17 protein-coding genes are annotated in these 21,669 nt (G+C 40.8%); 6 read left to right on the forward strand and 11 right to left on the reverse strand.

Translation table 11 applies throughout. From position 1 onward, the window contains the following. Positions 1-32: 32 nt before the first annotated feature. Positions 33-1,424 (reverse strand): DUF4403 family protein, encoded by a 1,392-nt coding sequence (locus HW120_RS05485; protein WP_177731716.1) that lies wholly within the window; start codon positions 1,422-1,424, stop codon positions 33-35. Positions 1,425-1,568: 144 nt separating this feature from the next. On the opposite strand from HW120_RS05485, the gene HW120_RS05490 reads away from it, so the two are divergent. The 3 genes from HW120_RS05490 to tsaB all read left to right on the forward strand — a co-directional run bounded on the left by HW120_RS05490 (position 1,569) and on the right by tsaB (position 5,135). Further along, the gene (locus HW120_RS05490; RefSeq protein WP_177731719.1) at positions 1,569-3,002 is read left to right on the forward strand and encodes a TolC family protein; all 1,434 of its coding nucleotides are present in this window, start codon (positions 1,569-1,571) and stop codon (positions 3,000-3,002) included. A gap of 6 nt (positions 3,003-3,008) precedes the next feature. Beyond that, on the forward strand, positions 3,009-4,325 hold the full coding sequence (locus HW120_RS05495; protein WP_177731722.1) for an efflux RND transporter periplasmic adaptor subunit: 1,317 nt from the start codon (positions 3,009-3,011) through the stop codon (positions 4,323-4,325). Between the two features lie 135 nt (positions 4,326-4,460). After that, positions 4,461-5,135, forward strand: a complete 675-nt coding sequence (gene tsaB, locus HW120_RS05500; RefSeq protein ID WP_177731725.1) for a tRNA (adenosine(37)-N6)-threonylcarbamoyltransferase complex dimerization subunit type 1 TsaB — start codon at positions 4,461-4,463, stop codon at positions 5,133-5,135. On the opposite strand, the gene HW120_RS05505 is transcribed toward tsaB, so the two are convergent. The 4 genes from HW120_RS05505 to HW120_RS05520 form a co-directional block, all read right to left on the reverse strand. Further along, on the reverse strand, positions 5,125-5,895 hold the full coding sequence (locus HW120_RS05505) for a mechanosensitive ion channel family protein (protein WP_246297040.1): 771 nt from the start codon (positions 5,893-5,895) through the stop codon (positions 5,125-5,127). The two genes, tsaB and HW120_RS05505, sit on opposite strands and share 11 nt — an antisense overlap. 12 nt (positions 5,896-5,907) lie before the next feature. After that, complete coding sequence (locus HW120_RS05510; protein WP_177731728.1) at positions 5,908-7,932, reverse strand: thioredoxin domain-containing protein; 2,025 nt, start codon at positions 7,930-7,932, stop codon at positions 5,908-5,910. Between the two features lie 41 nt (positions 7,933-7,973). Beyond that, positions 7,974-8,174: a dodecin family protein gene (locus HW120_RS05515; RefSeq protein ID WP_177731731.1), complete on the reverse strand. Its 201-nt coding sequence runs from the start codon at positions 8,172-8,174 to the stop codon at positions 7,974-7,976. Between the two features lie 76 nt (positions 8,175-8,250). Continuing rightward, positions 8,251-9,150, reverse strand: a complete 900-nt coding sequence (locus HW120_RS05520) for a NifU family protein (protein WP_177731733.1) — start codon at positions 9,148-9,150, stop codon at positions 8,251-8,253. A 146-nt stretch (positions 9,151-9,296) separates the two neighbouring features. Here HW120_RS05520 and HW120_RS05525 point away from each other — a divergent pair, with 146 nt between their 5' ends. The 3 genes from HW120_RS05525 to HW120_RS05535 are packed head-to-tail and all read left to right on the forward strand — an operon-like array spanning position 9,297 to position 17,042. Next, on the forward strand, positions 9,297-15,470 hold the full coding sequence (locus tag HW120_RS05525; RefSeq protein WP_177731736.1) for a choice-of-anchor L domain-containing protein: 6,174 nt from the start codon (positions 9,297-9,299) through the stop codon (positions 15,468-15,470). Positions 15,471-15,473: 3 nt separating this feature from the next. Continuing rightward, entirely contained in the window at positions 15,474-16,472 is a 999-nt protein-coding gene (locus HW120_RS05530) for a PorP/SprF family type IX secretion system membrane protein (RefSeq protein ID WP_177731740.1), read from the forward strand. A gap of 60 nt (positions 16,473-16,532) precedes the next feature. Further along, positions 16,533-17,042, forward strand: a complete 510-nt coding sequence (locus tag HW120_RS05535; protein ID WP_177731743.1) for a gamma carbonic anhydrase family protein — start codon at positions 16,533-16,535, stop codon at positions 17,040-17,042. 53 nt (positions 17,043-17,095) lie between these two features. Here HW120_RS05535 and HW120_RS05540 read toward each other — a convergent pair whose 3' ends face one another. The 6 genes from HW120_RS05540 to HW120_RS05565 all read right to left on the reverse strand — a co-directional run bounded on the left by HW120_RS05540 (position 17,096) and on the right by HW120_RS05565 (position 21,667). Continuing rightward, positions 17,096-17,344 carry a class I lanthipeptide gene (locus HW120_RS05540; RefSeq protein ID WP_177731746.1) on the reverse strand — a complete coding sequence of 83 codons (249 nt, stop codon included), beginning with the start codon at positions 17,342-17,344 and terminating at the stop codon, positions 17,096-17,098. Positions 17,345-17,536: 192 nt separating this feature from the next. Further along, complete coding sequence (locus HW120_RS05545) at positions 17,537-17,803, reverse strand: class I lanthipeptide (protein WP_177731749.1); 267 nt, start codon at positions 17,801-17,803, stop codon at positions 17,537-17,539. A gap of 39 nt (positions 17,804-17,842) precedes the next feature. After that, the gene (locus tag HW120_RS05550) at positions 17,843-18,088 is read right to left on the reverse strand and encodes a class I lanthipeptide (protein WP_177731753.1); all 246 of its coding nucleotides are present in this window, start codon (positions 18,086-18,088) and stop codon (positions 17,843-17,845) included. A 64-nt stretch (positions 18,089-18,152) separates the two neighbouring features. Next, positions 18,153-18,392, reverse strand: a complete 240-nt coding sequence (locus tag HW120_RS05555; protein WP_177731755.1) for a class I lanthipeptide — start codon at positions 18,390-18,392, stop codon at positions 18,153-18,155. A gap of 172 nt (positions 18,393-18,564) precedes the next feature. Beyond that, positions 18,565-19,449 (reverse strand): thiopeptide-type bacteriocin biosynthesis protein, encoded by an 885-nt coding sequence (locus HW120_RS05560; protein ID WP_177731757.1) that lies wholly within the window; start codon positions 19,447-19,449, stop codon positions 18,565-18,567. Beyond that, entirely contained in the window at positions 19,442-21,667 is a 2,226-nt protein-coding gene (locus HW120_RS05565; protein WP_177731760.1) for a lantibiotic dehydratase family protein, read from the reverse strand. The genes HW120_RS05560 and HW120_RS05565 overlap by 8 nt, the downstream gene beginning before the upstream one ends. Between the last annotated feature and the right edge of the window lie 2 nt (positions 21,668-21,669).

Genomic DNA, 21,669 nt, shown 5'->3' on the forward strand with positions numbered 1-21,669 from the left:
AGGTTGCTTTTTTTTATGGTGTAAACGGGATGTTACTCCATTCCGTCAATCTTGATGCTCATTTGTCCGGAAGTTTTAATAAAAGCAATAATGGCCTTATCGGTTACTTCTACCTTATCGAAAATAAAGTCATTTAGCTTGCCGTTCACAAAAACACCTTTCATCGGGGAATAATTGTTTAAATACGGCAGCATGTTTTTCTTGCCTTCTTCCAGGTTTTCCTTAATAGAATAGCGGCAGCTTTCCTGTATTTTGCTTAAAATAAGACCCTGCATTAACCAGTTGGCGGTTTTGGTCAGTATGCCTTTTGTATTAAGTACATAATCCATCTGGTCGAAATAGATCTCTTTGGTCAAAGCGTTATAATTGGGTATTCCGGAAAGGTAAATGGTTCCGTTGATGCTTCCGGTCATGCTCAGGGCAATAATCATCTTGCCGTCTTTATGCCATAAATCGACCTTTTGAACCACAATTTTCCGGCTTCCGGAGGCGAACTCTTTGCCCTGGAAATTCTTGGTAATAATACGGGAAGCACTTTCATAGGTCGAAACAGCCGCAACGGTAGCTTCTATTTTATCCGGCATTTTTGAAACCGGTTTTAAAACAATCGACTCCTTTTTAAAAGTGTTTAACGGTTCCTGTCCGACGATGGTCTGCATTTTGCATTTCAGTCCCATATCCATCGTGATCTTGCTTTTTGAAAGTACGGCATCGGTTACATATAATTCTGTCGGAGCAACCTTAAACCAGGTTTCATATAGTTCACTTGTTTTAAAAGGCGTGCTTATTTTTTCAAGTACTGCTAATACCTGAGGTTTGAAATCGGTTGTTTTGTTGATGGCATCGTCAATTGTCCTGGCGATTTTGGCTTTAAAAAGGCGTATCGTCGGATTGACCACATAGGTGATCGGGACATTTTTTCCGCCAACAACGATACTCGGGCTATCTTTCCATTCGAAATCTTCAATTACAGAAGATGTTGTCAGTTTCCAGTTGGATAATTTGGCATCACTCAATAAGATGATCTGCCCGTTTAAATTGATTTCTTTGGTATCGTTTAAGCCCAGGAAATCCGTTCCGTATTTTATTTTAGCCCAGATTTTAAGCGGCAGTACCGAACGGATTTTGCCGTCCTTTTCTGTTAACTTGATCGGAGCCTGTTTCCAGATCTTCATCTCGGTTTTATCATCAACCAGAATACTGTCGTTATAAATTAAACCGTTTAACGATTTGTTTAACTGGTTTTCAATTTCTTTTAAAGGAATGTCAACCGGTAAGCTGATGAAAGAAGTGGTGGTTTCAAAAACAGCGGGCTTGTTGTCGCTGGGTTCCGGTTTTAAGGCGTCTATTCTGCTTGTTGTACTGCAATTGCTAAAGAACATCGCGAAGATAAAAACAGCGATGAATGAAAAAAAAGGCTTCATAGTGGGTTCGTCTAAAAATCTTCGGTAAAAGTAGGTTTTTATTGAAATAAAATTGTAACGTTTGTTAAAGAAAAGCGTCTAATCATAATAAAAATAGCAGTGATATGCTAACAGAAATTATATATTTGTAGGAAAATAAACGATATGAAGAGTACAACATTGCTGTTTTTGGGCTTGTCGATGGTGGCAATTCAAGCGAAAGCACAAACTAAAAAATGGACTTTAGAAGAGTGCGTTAACCACGCAATGGAGAAGAATATTTCTATCAAACAATCCGTTTTAGATCAACAGGTAGCACATATATCAAGAAAAGATGCTTATGGTAGTTTCCTGCCGACAATTAACGGTCAGGCTTCCCACTCATGGAACGTTGGTTTGAACCAGAATATTACAACAGGACTTTTGGAAAACCAAACCGTTCAGTTTACTTCTGCAGGGCTTAACGTAGGAATCGATATTTATAAAGGGTTACAACACCAGAACCAACTCCGAAAAGCCAATCTATCCATAATTGCGTCACAGTATCAATTGCAGAAAATGCAGGAAGACGTGTCGTTAAACATTGTCAATGCCTATTTGCAGATCCTGTTCAATAAAGAAAATCTGAAAGTTCAGAAAGAGCAACTGGCGTACGATACCAAGCAGATGGAAAGAACACAGGAGCTTGTTGATGCCGGAGTGGTGCCAAAAGGTGATCTTCTGGATGTCAAAGCAACGGTAATGGCAGACAATCAGAAATTGATTGCCAGTGAGAACGCGTTGTTGATCTCCCGCTTAAGTCTGGCGCAATTGCTGCAATTAGACGGTTTCAGGGAATTTGATATCGTGGATAACGAAACACCGGTGAAAAACAGCAGTGTGATGATGGAAGAACCGGAAAAGATTGTTGAAAAAGCAAGGGAAACCAGAGCGAATATTAAAATAGCGGAAGCAAACGTATCGATTGCCGAAAAAGATCTGTCTATCGCAAGAGGAAAATACCATCCTACCTTGCAGGGATTCTATAGTTTCAGTACCCGTGCGGCTTATGCAGACAGAGTAGTGGGCTATCAGCAGGATCCTAACAACCCGACCATAGCAACACAATATTTTACCGAAAACGGATTAAGCGTTTTACAGAATAATTACCGCCCGATTTTAGGGAGCCCGGCTCCGGTGTTGGATCAGTTTAGCGATAACAAAGGACAAAATTTCGGTTTCTCTTTAAATGTTCCTATCCTGAACGGTTTGTCGGTTCGAAATAATGTAGAGCGTTCAAAAGTTGCTTTGGAACGTTCCAAAATCAACCTGGAACAACAGGAACTGGATTTGGAAAGAACGGTTTATACGGCTTATACCGATACAAAAGGATCGTTAAAATCCTATGAAGCGGCGCTTTCAACCTTAGAAGCAAGACAGGAATCATTCAATTATGCAAAAGAACGTTATGAAGTTGGCTTAATGAATGTTTTCGATTTTACACAAGCGCAAACCTTATTTGTAAATGCACAGTCGGAAGTATTGAGAACAAAATATGATTATATCTTCAGAACGAAAATATTAGAATTCTATTTTGGAATGCCGATCACTCAAAATTAAAAAATCATGAAAAAGAGTACAAAATTTCTTTTAATAGGAGGTGTCGTAGCTGTTGTTGCCTTGTTGTTAATACTAAGTAAAAAAGGTGTCATCGGGAATAAAGACAAAGGAACTGAGGTAGAAGTAGCTCAGGCAAATCAGATGACCATTATTGAAACTGTTTCGGCAACCGGAAAAATACAACCGGAAGTAGAAGTGAAAATTTCATCCGAAGTATCGGGAGAGATTATTGCGCTGTCGGTTAAAGAAGGGCAGACAGTAAAAAAAGGCGACCTGCTGGTTAAGATCAATCCGGATTTATACGAATCGGGATTAAACAGAACGGTAGCGTCACTGTCTACATCAAAAGCCGGATTAAGCCAGGCGGAAGCACAGGTTAAGGAAGCGAAAGCCAACTATGAAAGAAATAAAAAATTATTTACCAAAGGCGTAATTTCCAAATCGGAATGGGATAAAATTGTTTCGGCCTATGAAGTGGCACAAGCGTCCAAGCAATCGGCTTATTACAGCGTTCAAAGTGCTTCGGCTACGGTAACAGAAGCAAGAGATAACCTCAACAGAACCACAATTTATGCACCGGTTGACGGAACGATCTCAAGACTGGATGTCGAATTGGGAGAACGTGTTCTGGGAACGCAGCAAATGGCAGGAACAGAGCTTTTAAGAGTGGCCAACCTGAATAATATGGAAGTTGAAGTGGATGTGAACGAAAACGATATTGTTAAAGTTAATATCGGGGATTCGGCAAAAATTGAAGTGGATGCCTACCTGAAAAAAGAATTTAAAGGTATTGTTACCAGTATTTCCAACTCGGCAAGTTCTACACTAACAGCCGATCAGGTAACGAACTTTAAAGTTAAAGTGAGAATATTAAAAGAATCGTATGAAGATCTGATTGCGGGCAAACCGGCAAATTTCTCACCTTTCCGTCCGGGTATGACTGCAACGGTTGATATTGAAACCAAGCGAAAAGAAAATGTTCTGGCAGTTCCGATTAGTGCTGTTGTAATGAAAACGGATACTATTTCCGGTAAAAAAGACGTACTGGAAGAACTGGAAAAAGAAGAGAAAGAAAAAGTAAAAGGATCAACAGATAAGAAATTCGAATGTGTTTTCGTAAAAATAGGCGACAAAGCCGAATTGCGTAAAATCAAGTCCGGCATTCAGGATGATACCAATATTGAAATTGTAAGCGGACTGAAAAAAGGCGATGTTATCATTGTAGGACCCTATACAACGGTTACCAAAGATCTGAATCCGGGTGATAGAGTGACTGTTAAAAAGGACGAGATTCCGGATAAGAAAAAAGATAAAAAAGTTTAGTTTTTTGATTGCCATCAGGAAGATTCCTGATAACCATTTTGCCACGAACTGTATAAATGTTTTAGCCATGAAGCTAAAAAGTATACGGTTCGTGGCAAAAAAATATAAACTATCTTTGCCAATAATTTTATCAGAATGACTTATATTTTAAATATTGAAACTGCCACAAAAAATTGTTCGATCACAATTGCAAAAAACGGAGAAACACTTGTTTCTATGGAAATTGCAGAAGAAGGCTATTCGCACGCAGAAAAACTTCATGTTTTCATTCAGGATGCTTTGGCAGAAGCCGGGCTTGGCTTTCAGGATTTAAATGCGGTAGCGGTAAGTCAGGGGCCGGGTTCATATACCGGGCTGCGCATTGGTGTTTCGGCTGCAAAAGGACTGTGTTATTCTTTGGGCATTCCACTGATAGCGGTGGATACTTTAGAAACGCTGGCAAGACAGCTCCGGATCGAAAACGGTGTGATTATCCCGATGATTGATGCCCGCCGTATGGAAGTATTTACAGCTGTTTTTGATAAATCGTTTGCCTGCTTACGAACTACTAAAGCGGAGATCATTACCGAAACGATCTATGAGGACATTAGGGAAACCATACATCTGGTTGGTGACGGTGCTGCAAAATGCAAGGAACTCCTAAACACGCCAGATTTTATATATCACGATGCAGTTATTTATCCTTCTGCTAAAGAAATGAGCAAAGTGTCTTTTGAGAAGTATAAAAAAAGCGACACTGTTGATGTCGCTTATTTTGAGCCTTTTTATCTAAAGGATTTTGTGATGACTACCAAGGCTGTTAAGCCGTAACGGTAACGAGTTTGCTGCTTTGTTCTAAAAGCTGGGAACTAACGGCTCCGAAATCCTGATTTTTTGTCCAGGCACGAATAGCAAAGTTTACATTTTTTTCACCCAACGTTTCAATAACTACTTCCGGAGCAGGCGTTTTTAATACATCAGGATGATTGTTGATCAATTCTTCCAGTTGTGTTTTGATGGCCCGTATGTCTGAAGTATAAGCCGTTGGAACCACTAAATTGGTTCTTCGGGTTGGTTTCTGCGAAAAGTTCTTGATTTTTCCATTCGATAAAATACCGTTCGGAATATAGATGATCTGATTTTGGGAAGTCAGTATTTTAGTCGAAAAAATCTGTATTGCGAGTACTTTTCCATTTTCTGCCTGAGCTTCAATCGTATCGCCCACTTTAAACGGCTTGAAAAGAATGATCAGGACACCACCGGAAAAATTGGATAAGGAACCCTGTAGCGATAAACCAACAGCCAAACCAATTGCTCCTAAAATAGCAACAAAAGAAGAGGTTTCGATTCCTAATTTTGAGATGACCGAAACAAAAAGCAGTATGCGCAATGCCCAGATCAAAAAGTCTAATAAGAACTTGATCAGCGTAGGCTCTAGCTCTCTTTTGGTCATGACCGTTTCGGCAATTTTCCGGATAAACTTAATTCCCCAGATACCGACAACCAGAATGATGACGGCGGAAATTACTTTTGGGGAATAGTCAAGGAGTACGTTGAGATAGTGAATGAAAAAGTTATTCATTTTTTCCATAGGGGGGCATATTTATTTAATTCTTAATTCGTTTAAAGTTGTTTCAACAGCGGTGGCAGGCAGTTTACAATTCCTGTTTTCACAAATATAAAACAGTAATTTTTTTTCGTCAAACCGATTCTGAAGAAAAGGTATTGCCGACGGTTGTCTGGAACCGGCAATAATAACATGCGGCAGGTATTCGGAGTGAACAGTTGCTAAAGCTTCCAGAGCATCAGGTCCGCAAACGGCCAGTTCTTTAGTGTCTTTTGATAGGTTCATCCACAGGTTCATCCAGTTCGAATAGGCCGAAGCATAATCAATATTCGGGATAAGGTGGTTGAGCATCTGCAGGGCAGTTTTTTCATAATATTCGTTATGAAACAGCGTGCTGAGGATGTAAAGATTATTAGCCATAACCGAATTGGAGGCAGGAATTACATTGTCTTCAATTTCATAATGAGCAGCAATTAACGCCGTGGTGTTTTTTGCTTTGAATAAAAAGAATTGCTGTTCTTCATTGTAGAAATGATCCAAACAATAATCGGTTAATTGTTTTGCATGCAGCAAATAAGTTTCTTCAAGGGTAGCCTGGTATAAAGCAATAAAAGCTTCTATTGTAAAGGCGTAATCTTCGAGAAATCCCACGATGGTACTTTTGCCGTTTTTGTAGGTGTGCCACAAATGGCCTTCTTCCGACCACATTTTGCCGGTAATAAAGGCGGCGTTTTTTTTGGCAATGGCAATATAGTGCGGATCGCCCAAAGCATTGTAAGCATCCACATATCCTTTTAGCATAATGGCATTCCACGAAGTCAGTGATTTGTCGTCCAGACGTGGTTTGGGACGTTTCTCCCTTTCGCTGAACAATAGCGATTCCCATGCTTTCTTTTTAGCCAGCAAGGCAGCTTCAGACAGGTTGAACTGCTCCGCAACTTCCTGAACAGACCGGTTCTGGATCAGCACATAATGATCGTGTTCCCAAAAACCGAATTCATTAACATTGAAAAGGGCTGCAAAAAGATCGAAATCTGCTGTTAATAAAGTTTGCAGCTGCTCTTTTGTCCAGACATAATAAGCGCCTTCTTCCAAAACGGCAATTTCATTTAAGCTGTCGGCATCCAGGGCAGCATAGAAGCCAAAATCAGGATTGCACAATTCCCTTTCCACAAAGGAAAGTGTTTTTTCAAGGACTTCTTTATATAAAGGATTTTTGGTTCGCTTGTAGGCTTCGGCATAAAGGCTTACCAGCTGACCGTTGTCGTAAAGCATTTTTTCGAAATGGGGAACATGCCAGCGCATATCGACCGAATAACGGGAAAATCCACCGCCTAACACGTCAAAAAGCCCGCCATGTGCCATTTTGGTCAGGGTCAGGTCTACAAAGTCCAGTAAGTCTGCCGAAGCAGTCTGGTAGCCATAACGCTGAAGAAACAGGTAATTGTTGGGCATCATAAATTTAGGTGCCCGGGCATAACCGCCATAATCCCAGTCGAAACTTTTGGACCACTTTTCGACCAGTGGTTTGATATGCTGCGGATTTTGAGCATCGCTATCGGCATTGGCATGGTTTACAAGACCTAAAAAGGAGAGGCCTTCATGCAGTTTTTCGGCATATTCAATTACTTTATCCGGATTGGTGCGGTATAAATTATCGAGCTGGCTCAAAATGTCCATCCAATTATCTTTCTTGAAATAGGTGCCGCCCCAAACGGGTCTTCCGTCCGGCAGGCAAACCACATTTAATGGCCAGCCGCCCTGTCCGGTCATAAGCTGTACCGCTTTCATATAAATAGCATCCACATCGGGACGCTCTTCACGGTCTACTTTTATAGCAACAAATCCGGAGTTCATTACGGAAGCAACCTCACTGTTTTCGAAACTTTCGTGTTCCATAACATGACACCAGTGACAGGCGGAATAACCAATACTGATGATGATAAGCTTATTTGCTTCTCTGGCAGCCGAAAGGGAAGTATCGTTCCAAGCTTTCCAGTGAATCGGGTTGTTGGCGTGTTGCAGTAAATAGGGGCTGGATTCGTATTGTAGTTCGTTCATAATTTTAAAAAAAGGCGTTCTCAAAGGAACGCCTGTATAAACTATTTTATTTCAAAAGTGAGTTTTAAATTTACTCTGAATTCGGTGACCTGATCGTCGTTAACCACTGCGCTGTGTTCCTGAACGTAAACGGAGCGTATGTGTTTCAATGTTTTGGAAGCTTCTGCTACGGCTTTTCTTGTAGCGTCTTCCCAACTTACTTCTGAACTGGAGAGCAGTTCGATAACTTTTAATACTCCCATAATTTGCTAGTTTTTAAGGTTATAGCTAATAAAGGTACAGTATTAAAGAATGAAAAACAACGATTTCGGCAGAATGTTAACCGTTTACCGCTTCAACTTTGATATCGTGATCGTGTAACATTTCTTTAAGCATGTTCTCGATACCGTTTTTCAACGTAAAGGTCGAAGACGGGCATCCGCTGCAGGCACCCTGTAAAATTACTTTTACACGTTTGTCTGTTTCGTCATAGGATTCGAAAATAATATTTCCGCCATCGGAGGCTACAGCCGGTTTTACATATTCGTCAAGAATGTTGATAATCTGCTGCGAAGTTACATCCAGGTTGTTGAAATACTCTTCTTGCTGTTTCTCGTGATTAGCTGTTTTAACGATCTGACTTTCGTCGATGATTGTTTTGCCTTCTTCAATGTAATTCTTAATGAAGGTACGTACTTCCTGAGTGATTTCCTGCCATTCGTTAATTTCATATTTAGTGATGGAGATATAATTCTCATCAAGGAATACCTCTTTTACAAAAGGAAGTTTGAACAATTCTTTGGCAAGGGGAGAAGCCGCCGTTTCGTCAATATTTTTAAACTCCACACTTGTTTTGGTCAGTAATTTGCTGGCAACAAATTTTAAAACCGACGGGTTTGGAGTGGTTTCCGCATAAACGGTTACCGGAATTTTTTTGTTTTTATTTTCATCAATGTTGATGATCTTGCCGCCTTTGTCAACAAAGGTTTCGATCTGTTCGGCAAGCAATTCTTTTACCTCATGCCATTCCACAATAGAATATTTTTCAATTGCGATAAAATTTCCTGAGATATATACCGTTTTTACAAAAGGAAGATAGAATAATTGTTTGGCCAAAGGGGATGCTGCCGTTTCGTCAATATTCTTAAATTCAAAACTTTCGCTCTTTGTGATGAAATCCGGAAATTCAAATTTTACAATGGCCGGGTTTTGCGTATCTCGTATTGTTACTTTTAACATTTTTTTTGTGATTTTTTGCAAATTTAACGAACATATATCGTTTGAATAAGTATATTTGGAAATTTTAAAGGAAAAATTAACATTAAGGCGTTGTTTTAACGTTAAAATAAGGATAAGGATTAATCATTTATAACCAGTTATAGCCAATGAAGAAGCTCTACTTTTTAGTGGTCTTGTTATTATCAATTACGGCATTTGCACAACCCATTACCGTTAATACGAATACGTATACTGTTCCGCAGTTAGTGCAAGACGTGTTGATTAATTCGCAGTGTGCTCAGGTTTCAAATATTACCTGGAGAACCGGTAATACAAACGGGCAGAACTCTGAGAACGGCATCGGTTTTTTTCAAAATACCAATGCTGGTTTTCCAATTCAGTCCGGAGTTATTTTAAGTACCGGTAGAGCCATGTCTGCTCCCGGTCCGAATACCGGAAATTTAAGTGAAGGGGTTAATTCCTGGACAGGAGATGCCGATCTGAAAGCGCAGATGGTTGCTGCAGGAGTAGTGAACAATGCCTTTGTTTATAGAAATGCTACCTATCTGCAATTCGACTTCGTTCCTTTAACCGATAGTTTTAGTTTCGAATTTTTATTTGCTTCCGAAGAGTATGGAACATATCAGTGTAACGGGGATTATGCTGATGCTTTTGCGTTTATATTGACCAATACAGTTACCGGTCAGGTTACCAATCTGGCAGTTGTGCCGGGTACCTCAACACCGATTTCTTCCCTTACAATTAAAAATCAGTTGTACAATGCTATCTGTGTATCCCAGAATCAGGGATTCTTTGGAGCATATTACCCGGAAAACGGTTTTCCGCCTGCTCCCATTAACTATATGGGAAGAACAATTCCAATGACGGCATCTTCTACCGTTGTTCCGAATACGCTGTATAAAATTAAAATGGTAATTGCCGACGGAACCGATACAGGGTTTGACTCTGCGGTATTCCTTAAAGCGGGAAGTTTTAATGTTGGACAGGCTACTTTGGGCGGAGATTTAACAATCGACAATTTAGCGGCATTGTGTCCGGGTGAAATCAGAACTTTAGATACAGGATTGAATCCTGCTTTTTATACTTTTCAATGGACCTTAAACGGACAGAATATTCCGGGTGCTACCGGAGCTTCTTATGGTGTTTCTGCTCCTGGTGTTTATGGGGTGATTATTAATAATAACGGTGGATCTTGTATCCAGCAGCCTACACCTATTACCGTTGAAGCATTCCCACCGATTGCAGCGGGTAATCCGGTCGATCTGACAAAATGTGGTGACGGAACAACTCCGGTTCCCTTTAATTTAAATGATAATTATGCTAATATTTTAGCGGGTCTTGATCCGAGTACAATTATTACCTATCATACCAGCCTTGCCGATGCGGAAATAGGAGCGAACTATATCCCGAATCCTGCAAATTATCCAACTGCTGTAACTATTCCGATTTTTGTGAATATTTCAACAGGGGAAAATTCCTGTTATGTTATCAGACAATTTAATTTGAATGTAATTTCCTGTACAGCCGATCCTGTTACCCCAGGTGATATGCGTGCTTGTGATGTTAACTCGGATAATACAGAAATATTTGATTTAACGGAGCAAAATACCACGATATTAGGAGGGCAGTTAGCTGCAGATTATACCATTACTTATCATACCAGCCAGGCCAATGCCGATGCTGATATTAATCCTATAACCCCGGCAAATGCTTTTCCAAGTTCAGGACAGACAATTTATGTTCGTATGGAAAAAGTGTCGGATCCTATTGTTTATGGAACAACGTCATTCCAGTTAATTCTTGTGGCGTTGCCAACAGCAACGATTTCCGGTCCGAACGGAATCTGTTCAGGTCAGGCAACTATTGTGTTTTCAGGACCTGCCGGAGCTACCGTTCATTATACTGCAGACGGTAACCCGGCAGACGTTACGCTGGATGCTACCGGTAACGCAACGGTAACAACTCCTCCGGTAACTGCAGATACTACTTATACTTTAGTAAGTGTTGATTCTAATGGTACACCAAACTGTCATAATACGTTAACCGGAAGTGTAACGATTGTATATTACGGATTACCAACGGCTACCATCAGCGGGGCGACAACAATCTGTTCGGGTGACACAGCGGTGTTGACCTTTAACGGTACACCAAATGCTGTAGTTACCTATACCAATGGTACGACCAATGCGACAGTAACCTTAGACGGTACCGGAGCAGGAAGTGCAACAGTTGGTCCGTTAACGGCTACAACTACTTACGATTTAGTGAGTGTTGCTGTTGCAGGACCACCGGCTTGTTCACAACCACAAACAGGAAGTGCTACGATTACTGTAAAAACATTACCGACAGCTACGATCAGCGGACCAGCTTTAGTATGCTCCGGCAGTACTGGTGTGGTAACGATTAACGGTACACCAAACGCTATCGTTACGTATACAGACGGTACGACAACTTATACCATCGCTTTAGATGCAGCGGGTACGGCTACCTTTACAACGGCGCCATTAACAAACCCGACGACTTATACTTTAACCAGTGTTGTAACTACTGATGTACCGGCTTGTACAAAAGCCTTAACCGCTTCGATTACTATCGGTATCCAGCCATTACCAGTTGCTACGGTAACCGGACCAGCTTCAGTATGTTCCGGCAGTACAGCAGAAATTGTGTTTAACGGTACGCCAAATGCTACCGTGACTTATACTACTGATGGCGGTACTACTACACAAACGGTTACCCTTAACAGTTCCGGAACAGCTACGGTAACTTCACCGGCATTAACCGGCCCGATTACTTACCAGCTAATCAATGTTGCCTCTAACGGTACACCAGCTTGTAGCCAGCCACAAACCGACAGCCATACGGTAACTACCGTTGTGGCTCCAACAATCAATAACCCGGGTGTATTGGAAGTATGTGATGCTAATAACGACGGCTTCGAAACCTTTAACCTGAGTACTGTAATTCCTCAGATAACAGGTGGTGATCCGAACTTAACCGTTACTTTCCATGAAACCCCGCAAGATGCGCAGTTAGGAAACTATCCTATCACGATGCCATTGTATACGAACATTAACCCGAACACACAGATTCTGTATATCAGAGTGGTGAATACCGGTGTTAATGCCTGTGCTTCCTTTACAACCCTTACTTTGGTTGTAAACCCACGTCCGATCATTGCACCAGTTGTAACGGATTATGTATTGTGTGAAACCAGTACTCCGGGCGACGGCTTTGAAGTATTTAACTTAAACACTAAAGATACTGAAGTAATTAACGGACAACCAGGCGTTACCGTTACGTACTATACCAATCAGGCAGATGCCTTAGCTGGAAATAATGCTATCGTTACCCCGGGAACGTATACCAATGCGACCAATCCGGAAACGATCTGGTACCAGTTGAAAAACATACACGGTTGTATCGCAGTAGGCTCATTCAAACTAATGGTTAACCCATTACCGGTTGTGCCAATGCCAGTACCGGCTTACTCATTATGTGACTATACCGGACTACCATTACATGAAGAATTTGATTTATCGACTAAGATTCCGGAAATCATCGGAACCACAACAGGATTGAATGTAACGTTCTATTTCAGCCAGGCAGATGCTCAGGCAGGAGTAGCCGGTACCGAATTACCATTGTTGTATACCAACCAAGTACCTACAGTACAAACCATTTTTGTACGTGTAGAAAACACCACCACACATTGCTTTAGCGTAACAGCTATGGATTTACGAGTAGAACCGCTTCCGGTTTTAGTCATGCCAACAGCAGCCGTGATGGTATGTGATACCAACAGTAACGGCTTTAGCAGCTTTGACCTGACGGCTTTAATTCCGAACATGTTAAACGGAGAGCCAAACGTAGCGGTAAGCTTCTACGAAACCCAGACCAATGCAGAAAACGGCTTAGACCCTATTACAACGAACCCTTACGACAACATTAACCCGTTCACCCAAACCCTATGGGTATTGGCCACCAACACGGTTACCGGTTGTAAGAGTGTTTACTCGTTCAACCTTCAGGTAAACTCCGCACCGGAGATCCCTACGTTGATTGACTTAACCAAATGTGATGAAGACAATAACCCTCATGACAACCAGACCTATTTTGACCTGACGGTACAAACTCCGATCCTGTTAACGGCGCAAACCGGTCCTGCAACAGACTATGAAGTACGTTACTTTGTATCTCAGGCATTTGCCGAGGCAGGAACACCGTTTATCGTGAGTGATGCTAACTTTATGGGAACAGACGGTCAGGACATCTGGGTACGTATCAACAACCTGGTAACAGGCTGTCATAACATCACGCGCTTCAAATTACATGTGAACAGTCCGTTACTGTTAACCCAGCCGGATCAGATCACCAAATGTGATGAAGCCTTACCAAATGACCAACGCACAGAATTTGACTTAACCATCAGAGAAAACCAGATCACAGGCGGAGCAACAGGTTATACCTTTGCTTACTATGCCAGTACGGTTATTCCACCAGCTGCGGGTACTTTAATTACCACTCCTACAGCTTATACGAACACTGCTACAGCCCAATCGATCGTGATTGGCGTGACCAGCAACGAAGGCTGTACGAGCTATATTCGTATGACGATCCGTGTAACTCCGTTACCGGAACCGAAATTCGATCCGCAGCCAATAGTAACCTGTGATGATGCTTATCCAAACGATGGTATCACCACTGTAGATGTGACAGTTAATGCAACCTATATCCAAAACGGAGACCCTACTTATGTATTGACCTACCATGCGAGTCAGGCCGATGCAGAAGCAGGAGTAAACCCAATTGCTACACCAACCAACTGGTCTAACCAGGATGCTAACGGAAACGCGCTTCAAAGCGTATGGATCCGCGTAACTACGGCTCCGGCAAGTGCGGCAGACAGATGCTCTTTAGTAGTAGAACAACCAATCGTGGTAAACCCATTACCGGCAGTTGGTCCGATGACTACGTATTACCTGTGTCAGCCAGGTACCAGCGGCAGTGGCATCTTTGATCTAACCACCAAAGACCCGCAAGCCTTGGCAGGTCAGAACCCGGCCGACTTTACGGTAACTTACCATGAAAGCCATGCCGATGCCCAGAACAATACCGCTATTATCACTACGCCATCGAATTACCCGTATACGAATGTAATTCCGGCGAAAGTTATCGGTGTTCGTATTGTGAACAATGCAACAGGATGTGTGAACACAGCCTTCTTTGAACTGTTAGTAGAAGAGGAAGCGACCGCCACGGCTCCGGATCCTGCAGATACAACAGTTTGTGATGAAGACGGCACGAACGATGGCTTCCATACCTTTGACCTTACAGACTTATTGGATGCTCAGATCATGAACGGTCAGACCAATCCGGATTATGTGATTCATTATTATGCCAATGCCCAGGATCTGATCAATAACAACCCGATTCCAGCCAGTACAAACCCGGCGGATAACGGACATGTTATTTTCACCAATACGATTGCTTACCAGCAAACGATAATCGCTCAGGTTACCCATACGACAACCGTTTCCGGCTGTCCTGCAAATGTAGATGTGATCCTGGTTGTTAACCCGCTACCGGAACCAACACCAAACGGCGGATTTGTATGTATTGACCAGGAAACCGGAACAGTACTAAGCACCCATATCATCAACAGTGGCCTGGATGCAGCGACTTACAGTTTTGAATGGTTTGATGGCACAACGCTAATTGCAGGAGAAACCGGACCGACATTAGAAGTGAACCACCCGGCGACTTACTCAGTGGTAGCTACAAACATTGCTACAGGATGTCAGAACCTACCGGTATCGGTAACGGTAACCCAATCGGAACCGGCAGCAGTTACAGCTTATGTATCGAATGCGTTTACCGATAACCAGACCATTACGGTTGAAGCGATCGGAATCGGAGAATATGTTTACCAATTGGATGAAGGCGATATTCAAACGAGCCCTGTATTTGAGAACGTAACCCATGGTTCCCATACGGTAACGGTATATGACAATAAAGGTTGTGCGAGTGTAACGATCCCTGTAACGGCGATCAACTATCCGCATTACTTTACTCCAAATGGTGATAATTACCATGACACTTGGAATATTGGCGATTTAGAGAATGATGCAAGCGCAAAAATTTATATATTTGACCGATACGGAAAATTATTAAAACAGATCAAACCATCAAAAGTTACGGGTTGGGATGGAACGTTAAACGGTCAGCCGTTACCATCTACGGATTACTGGTTTACAGTGACCTATACCGAACAAGGACAATTAAAAGAATTTAAAGCCCATTTCTCATTAAAAAGATAACTCATGAATATTTTTAAAAAACGTTATTTAGTTTTAGCATTATTTTTATCACAAATGTCTTTCGCACAGGAAGGGATTGCAGTTTATTCAGATTATTTATCGGATAACTATTATTTGATACACCCATCAATGGCGGGAGCTGCTAATTGTGGTAAAATAAGATTAACAGCCCGACAACAATGGTTTGGGCAGGATGATGCTCCGGCATTACAAACTTTGAGTTTTAATACCAGCGTTGGAGAACAGTCCGGTATTGGTATTATCGCTTTTAATGATAAAAATGGGTATCATTCTCAAGTGGGAGGGAAATTGACTTATGCACACCACATCCGATTTTCAAGAGGTGTAAACGACTTGAATCAGTTATCTTTCGGTATGAGTGCAGGGTTAGTACAAAGTACTTTAGATGAGTCTAAATTCGGTCCTGAGTTTGATCCGATTATTGACGGAGGAATGAAACAGAAAGATTCTTATTTTAATGTTGATTTAGGGGCTTCATATCATTTCTTGGATTTCTATACGCATTTCACTGTTAAAAATGCCGTATCGAATAAAAGAGATATCTATACAGATGTGGAAAGCGATAACCTTAGAAAATACTTATGGAGTGCAGGTTATGTTTTTGGAAACAGAGATAACGGCCTGTCATGGGAGCCATCTTTCATGTTACAGTATGTAGATAAAACAAAAGAGAAAACGTTTGATATCAACCTGAAAGTTTATAAAGAAATGGATTTCGGTAAACTTTGGGGAGGATTGTCTTATAGAAGAAGTTTTGACGGTGCTCAATATGTGGCCGACAACAGTGTGAGTGATCAGAAGTTGCAATACATCACGCCGATTGTTGGTGTGAATTATAAAAACTTTATGTTTGCGTATACCTATTCTCACTTAACTGGAGATGTTAAGTTTGATAATTCAGGATTTCACCAGATCACATTGGGTATTAATCTTTTCTGTAAAAGAGAACCATACGATTGTAACTGTCCTGCAGTTAATTAATTATAAAGAGATTATTAATTCCGTCCCGATTTTATTCGGGACGATTTTTTTTGAGATAGTATGATCATTAAAGAAGTCAGAGGGAAATACCCTCAAATCCCGGAAGATTGTTATGTAGCGGAAAACGCAACTATTGTCGGAGAAGTTACATTTGGAAAATCATGCAGCGTTTGGTTTAATACGGTGATCAGGGGTGATGTGAATTTTATCAGTATAGGCGATAAGGTGAATATCCAGGACGGTGCAGTAATACACTGTACGTATGAAAAGCATCCGACCATTATCGGGAATAACGTTTCTATAGGCCATAACGCGATCGTACACGGCTGTACGGTTAAAGATAATGTCCTGATAGGTATGGGAGCCATTGTGATGGATAATTGCGTTATAGAGAGCAATTCTATCGTTGCGGCGGGTTCTGTGGTTACGCAGAATACGGTTGTGGAATCCGGGACCATTTATGCAGGTGTTCCGGCTAAGAAAGTTAAAGATATTAATGCCTCCGATTTTGCCGGTGAAATTGAACGGATTTCGAATAATTACGTCATGTATTCAAGCTGGTTTAAATAGCAGGCTTTAAATAGTATAAAAAAAGGCACTTCATTGAAGTGCCTTTTTATTTTTTAATGACCGATTACAACACATTTATTGTTGAAAGTAGGGCAAACAGCATTCATGGTTGGTGAACCCGGGCAGATGCCTAATTTTGTAGCACTAACAGTAGTGTCGTTAACCGGACATGGCGTGCACATCATAAGCGTACTGGTAGCAGTTGTATCTGCTTTTCCTCCGTTTAACTGGCTTGCCTGATTTGAATTTAAACGACTGATCGTCATTTTATCTAAACTTAATTTTAGGTTTTTCTTTTTCATGATTTGAATTAAAAAGGGTTTACTGTAAAACATTTTCTTTGTGATGAAGAAAATGTACTTTTAAAAGTCAGGCAAACCGTATTCGCAACGGGTCTGTTACGACTGACTTACTTGTTTGCCTGATTAGCGCTTAAACGCCTGATTTTTATTTGTTTTAAATTGATGTTGGATTTAATTCTTTATAATTGGGAATTAAAATCCTCCTCCGATACATTTTTTCTGTAAGGATGCACATGCTGTATTGAAAGTCGGACAAACGGCATTCATAGTTGGCGAACCCGGGCAGATGCCTAATTTTGTAGCACTAACAGTAGTGTTGTCAACCGGACATGGTGTACACATCATAAGTGTGCTGGTAACGGTAGTGTCTGCACCACCGTTTAACTGACTTGCCTGGTTAGAGTTTAAACGACTGATTGTCATTTTGTCTAGACTTAATTTTAAATTCTTTTTTTTCATAATTAAATTGATTTATTTATTGGTATTTGACTAATAAGCTTATAATTGGGTAATGCATTTCTTTTGAAAAGACTGGCAATTACTGGTTAATCCGGGGTCGGTCGGGCAAATAGAACCACATTGTGTACGTGCCGTTGCTACAGTACCTGTATCGCCCGGACAGGGAGAGCAGATATTCGTGAGTGTAGTGTTTGCAACACCACCGTTTAACCGGCTTGCCTGGTTGGAGTTCAGACGGCTGATCGTCATTTTGTCTAAACTTAATTTCAGATTCTTTTTCTTCATAATTAGTACTGGGTGTTATGGTAGGTATAAACAATAAAAGGACATGAAATGTCCTTTTATTGTTTTATTGGCTAATGCATTTTTTGTTAAAACTTGGGCAAACCGCGTTCATTGTTGGTGAATCAGGGCAAAGTCCTAATTTTGTAGCATTTATTGAAGTGTCATTTGGACAAGGTGTACACATTAATAGGGTACTGGTAACAGTTGTGTCTGCTTTTCCGCCATTTAACTGACTTGCCTGATTTGAGTTTAAACGACTAATAGTCATTTTATCTAAACTTAACTTTACGTTTTTTTTCTTCATAATCTAAATAAAAAATGTATAACGGTTAGATTTATTGTAATCGGTTGTATCCAAATGTAAGAAAAATTTACATGTTTGTTTTTTATTTTTTAGTTAAATTATGTTAAAGTTTAATATTAAGTTTTGTGTAATGTTTTATATGGTGATTTTAATGTAATAAAACAATGAAACCTTATTTTAAGCGGGCTAAGGAAGATTTGTAATATTTATGTAAGAAAAAATAGCAAACTAATTCATAGGTTCTGTTTTTAGATTTAAACAGACGGTTCATAAACATGTGGATGTGACTGGACAAAAAGTCATCAATATTGATATTTAAATTGTTATTTTCTCGCAATATTTGAATTTCCTGAACGGTCGCGGCAATGTTCTCCTGTTTGCTGTTTAACAATGCTAAAAGCGGAGCGTGATTCAGCTCTTCACCCGATTGGGTCATAAAAGCCTCTATCTTTTCCCGGTGGTTCCGGTATTTCGTGTCCAGCTGTCTTTTAAGGAATTTGGAAGATCCGTATTCCTTTTCAAAAGCTGTTTTGAGCCGATCCATAAAATTTTCTTTTTCACCAATTGTAAACCGGAAACTTTCCAGAAAAGCGTCAATGCCTCTAAGGCTGAACAGCCATCTTAATTCATCGCCTTCTTCTCCTTCATCAATTAAATCCAGAATGTTAAGGATCATTTCGCTGTCGTGATGGAAAATCTTTTCCGAAAGATCCATGGAATTTTTGCCATAGCGCTCTATTTCCCTTTCATAAGTTTCGTTCTGAATTTTCCAGATATAATGCTGTTCGGTGAACTTTTGCAGGTAAGGCGCTAATGCCGTAATAACGCTGTTCAGGTTGTTAGTGTCGGTGCAGTGGAAGCGAAGCCGTAAATGATGTTTGGGATCCGTATAACGAATGAAAAACCATTTGTCGATAATCTTTTCTTCCATTAGTCTTTCGGCTACCGGCTTAACCATTTCCAGTAGGATGTGTTCGGTTGTTTTTATTCCGGTGTATATTTTATAGTATAGCCATTTATCGCCAATAATAAAATTCTTTTGGAGTGTATTAGTCATGCTTCAGTTTTTTATTATAGTAGGATATTACAATTTGATTCGAATAGGTTTCGTTGTGCTGCTGGTTTTTTACAACTTGTTTCTCATTAAACAGAAACTCTTTCAGCTGGAACTGCTGTAAGGTTTCGGCTGCTTTTAAAAGCATTTTGATGGAGTCGGTATTCCTGAAGTTAATCACTAGCTCATTATCTCCCTGTATCAGTTTAACATATTGCGGTATTTTGTGGGCTTCGGTAATCTCGGCTGTCTTCTTTAAGATTTCGGTGTTGTCTGTGATTTTATAAAGTTTTTCAAACACGGATTTTTTGATGTTCCAGGTGGCTTCCTGCAGGATCAGGTTTTTGTATTCAATGCGGGGCATATGATCCAGCCCGTTGAAAATCTGATTCAGGAAAAACGGAAGGTTTCTTTTTCCCTGCGTTTGCAGGTCGCATAAAAAGTGATATATAGGCAGGGAGTTGTTGCTGTAATTGTGGGCATTCGTTAAACGGGGAATCACTTCTTTGTTGTGCTTTTTAGAGCGCAGGAGGATGTTTCCGTCATTTTTAACGGAAAGGTATAAATCGTCCAACGGAATTTGATTTTCGGCGTTTAAAGTCGATTTTCCAAGATATGGAATTTCGTATTCCCGGAAACTGGGTCTTGACAGGATGTTGCCGGTCCGGGATTCCGGAAGGTGGATTATCTCGGCTAAAATCTTGTCGCTGTTTATCTGGGATTCGGTGTCGATGATCTGCTGGGAATGCTCTCTTAAAACATCGTCTCCGTGGCAGAAACGGCCAATAAGGTTGGCGGCACTTGAATTGCCGGTACCGGTGAATGTGATTTTTTGCTGTCCGTCAATATTGATTACTTCAATCAGTGTTGCCATGGTGTCCGGCAGGTCGTCCCAATTTTCCTTAAAGCTTTTAACATCGTCATCTGTCAGGCGTATCGGCTGGTTCTTTGACGTTGCTTCCATTAATTTTTTCTGGAAAATAAGATCAAATGGCGACCATTCGAATTTCATGTTTTCCGACTGGCCTTCATTGGTGAAAACCAAATCGTCAATTAGCGTGTTAATGTCGGCATTATTGATCTCTTTGTATAACAAACCGGTTTCTGAATCTAAGGCCAGAGAAAGCGGCACTTCGCTTGTTTCGTAACGCTCCCGGAAGGAATCGGCAAACTTCTTTAAAATAGGATTGTAATATTGTGAGGTGATTTTGTTTAAAAAGGTCAGTCCTTCTTTAACGGAATCGGCTATTCCGGTACTTAAATAGTTGGTGTCATGGGTAATGAACATGTCGGTTTGAAACATGTATTTTAAGTTGATCTCCGTACCGATCTGTTCCAGCGATTGTGCTATTTCCAGGTATTTTTGCGGGTCATTGCCTATCGATTTGTCAAGTCCGGAAAGGTCGTTTCCTACTTTTTTCAGGGTTTTGTATGTCGGACTTTCGGAATCAATTTCTTTTAAAGTGCTGCATAGGGAATCCAGATAGGAGTCGCCGGTCACCGACGGTTCTAATTTGCTTACCAGGATCTGGTTGTATATCAGCTCATCAATAAAATCTTTTGCGTCTTCATAGGTAACCTCTTCGTCAACGATGGCCTGAGCCAAACCGGAAGCGTGTATGCCCTGTTTGGAGAGCGCTAATATTTTTTCTAAATAGTCCGATTTTGTTACGGCAATTAAATGATGCTCCCTTTTTCCGTTAATGTATTTGTATTCTACATAACGGATCTGGTCGCCTACACTATATATTGTAGAGTTGGGGTAAAACAACAGCTGGTCGGTTATGTTTTCGGACTTTAAAATGTCCTGCGACAGGGAAACCAGGTAGTTCATGTCCAGACGGGAATGTCTTTTGTGCTGGTCAATTGCTTTGAGGGTGATGTTGGTCTCTTCGGCAAAATCTCCGGTGGTCAGTCCTGCAAAAAGACCGAAAGGAGTAGGTCTTGTTGCCATTCTGGAAATATATTTTAAGAACGAATTTTTTAGGCGCTCCACTTTTTTGGGATCGTTAATTTTTCCGGCTTCCCATTTTTTGAGTTCATCGTAAAAAGCAGGTGAGGCTAAAAATAGTGCTTCCGCAATTACCGGATTGGTCAGGATGTCTTTGTATTGCTCATCGGTAATGGTTTCGTTGCCGGTGAATTTGCGATAGAAATCGAGTGAAAGCAGTGGTGTTCTAAGTACAAACTGTGGAAAATTATGATAGGTTGTATTGGCCATTT

This window comes from Flavobacterium inviolabile (genome assembly GCF_013389455.1).
Classification (GTDB): Bacteria; Bacteroidota; Bacteroidia; order Flavobacteriales; family Flavobacteriaceae; genus Flavobacterium; species Flavobacterium inviolabile.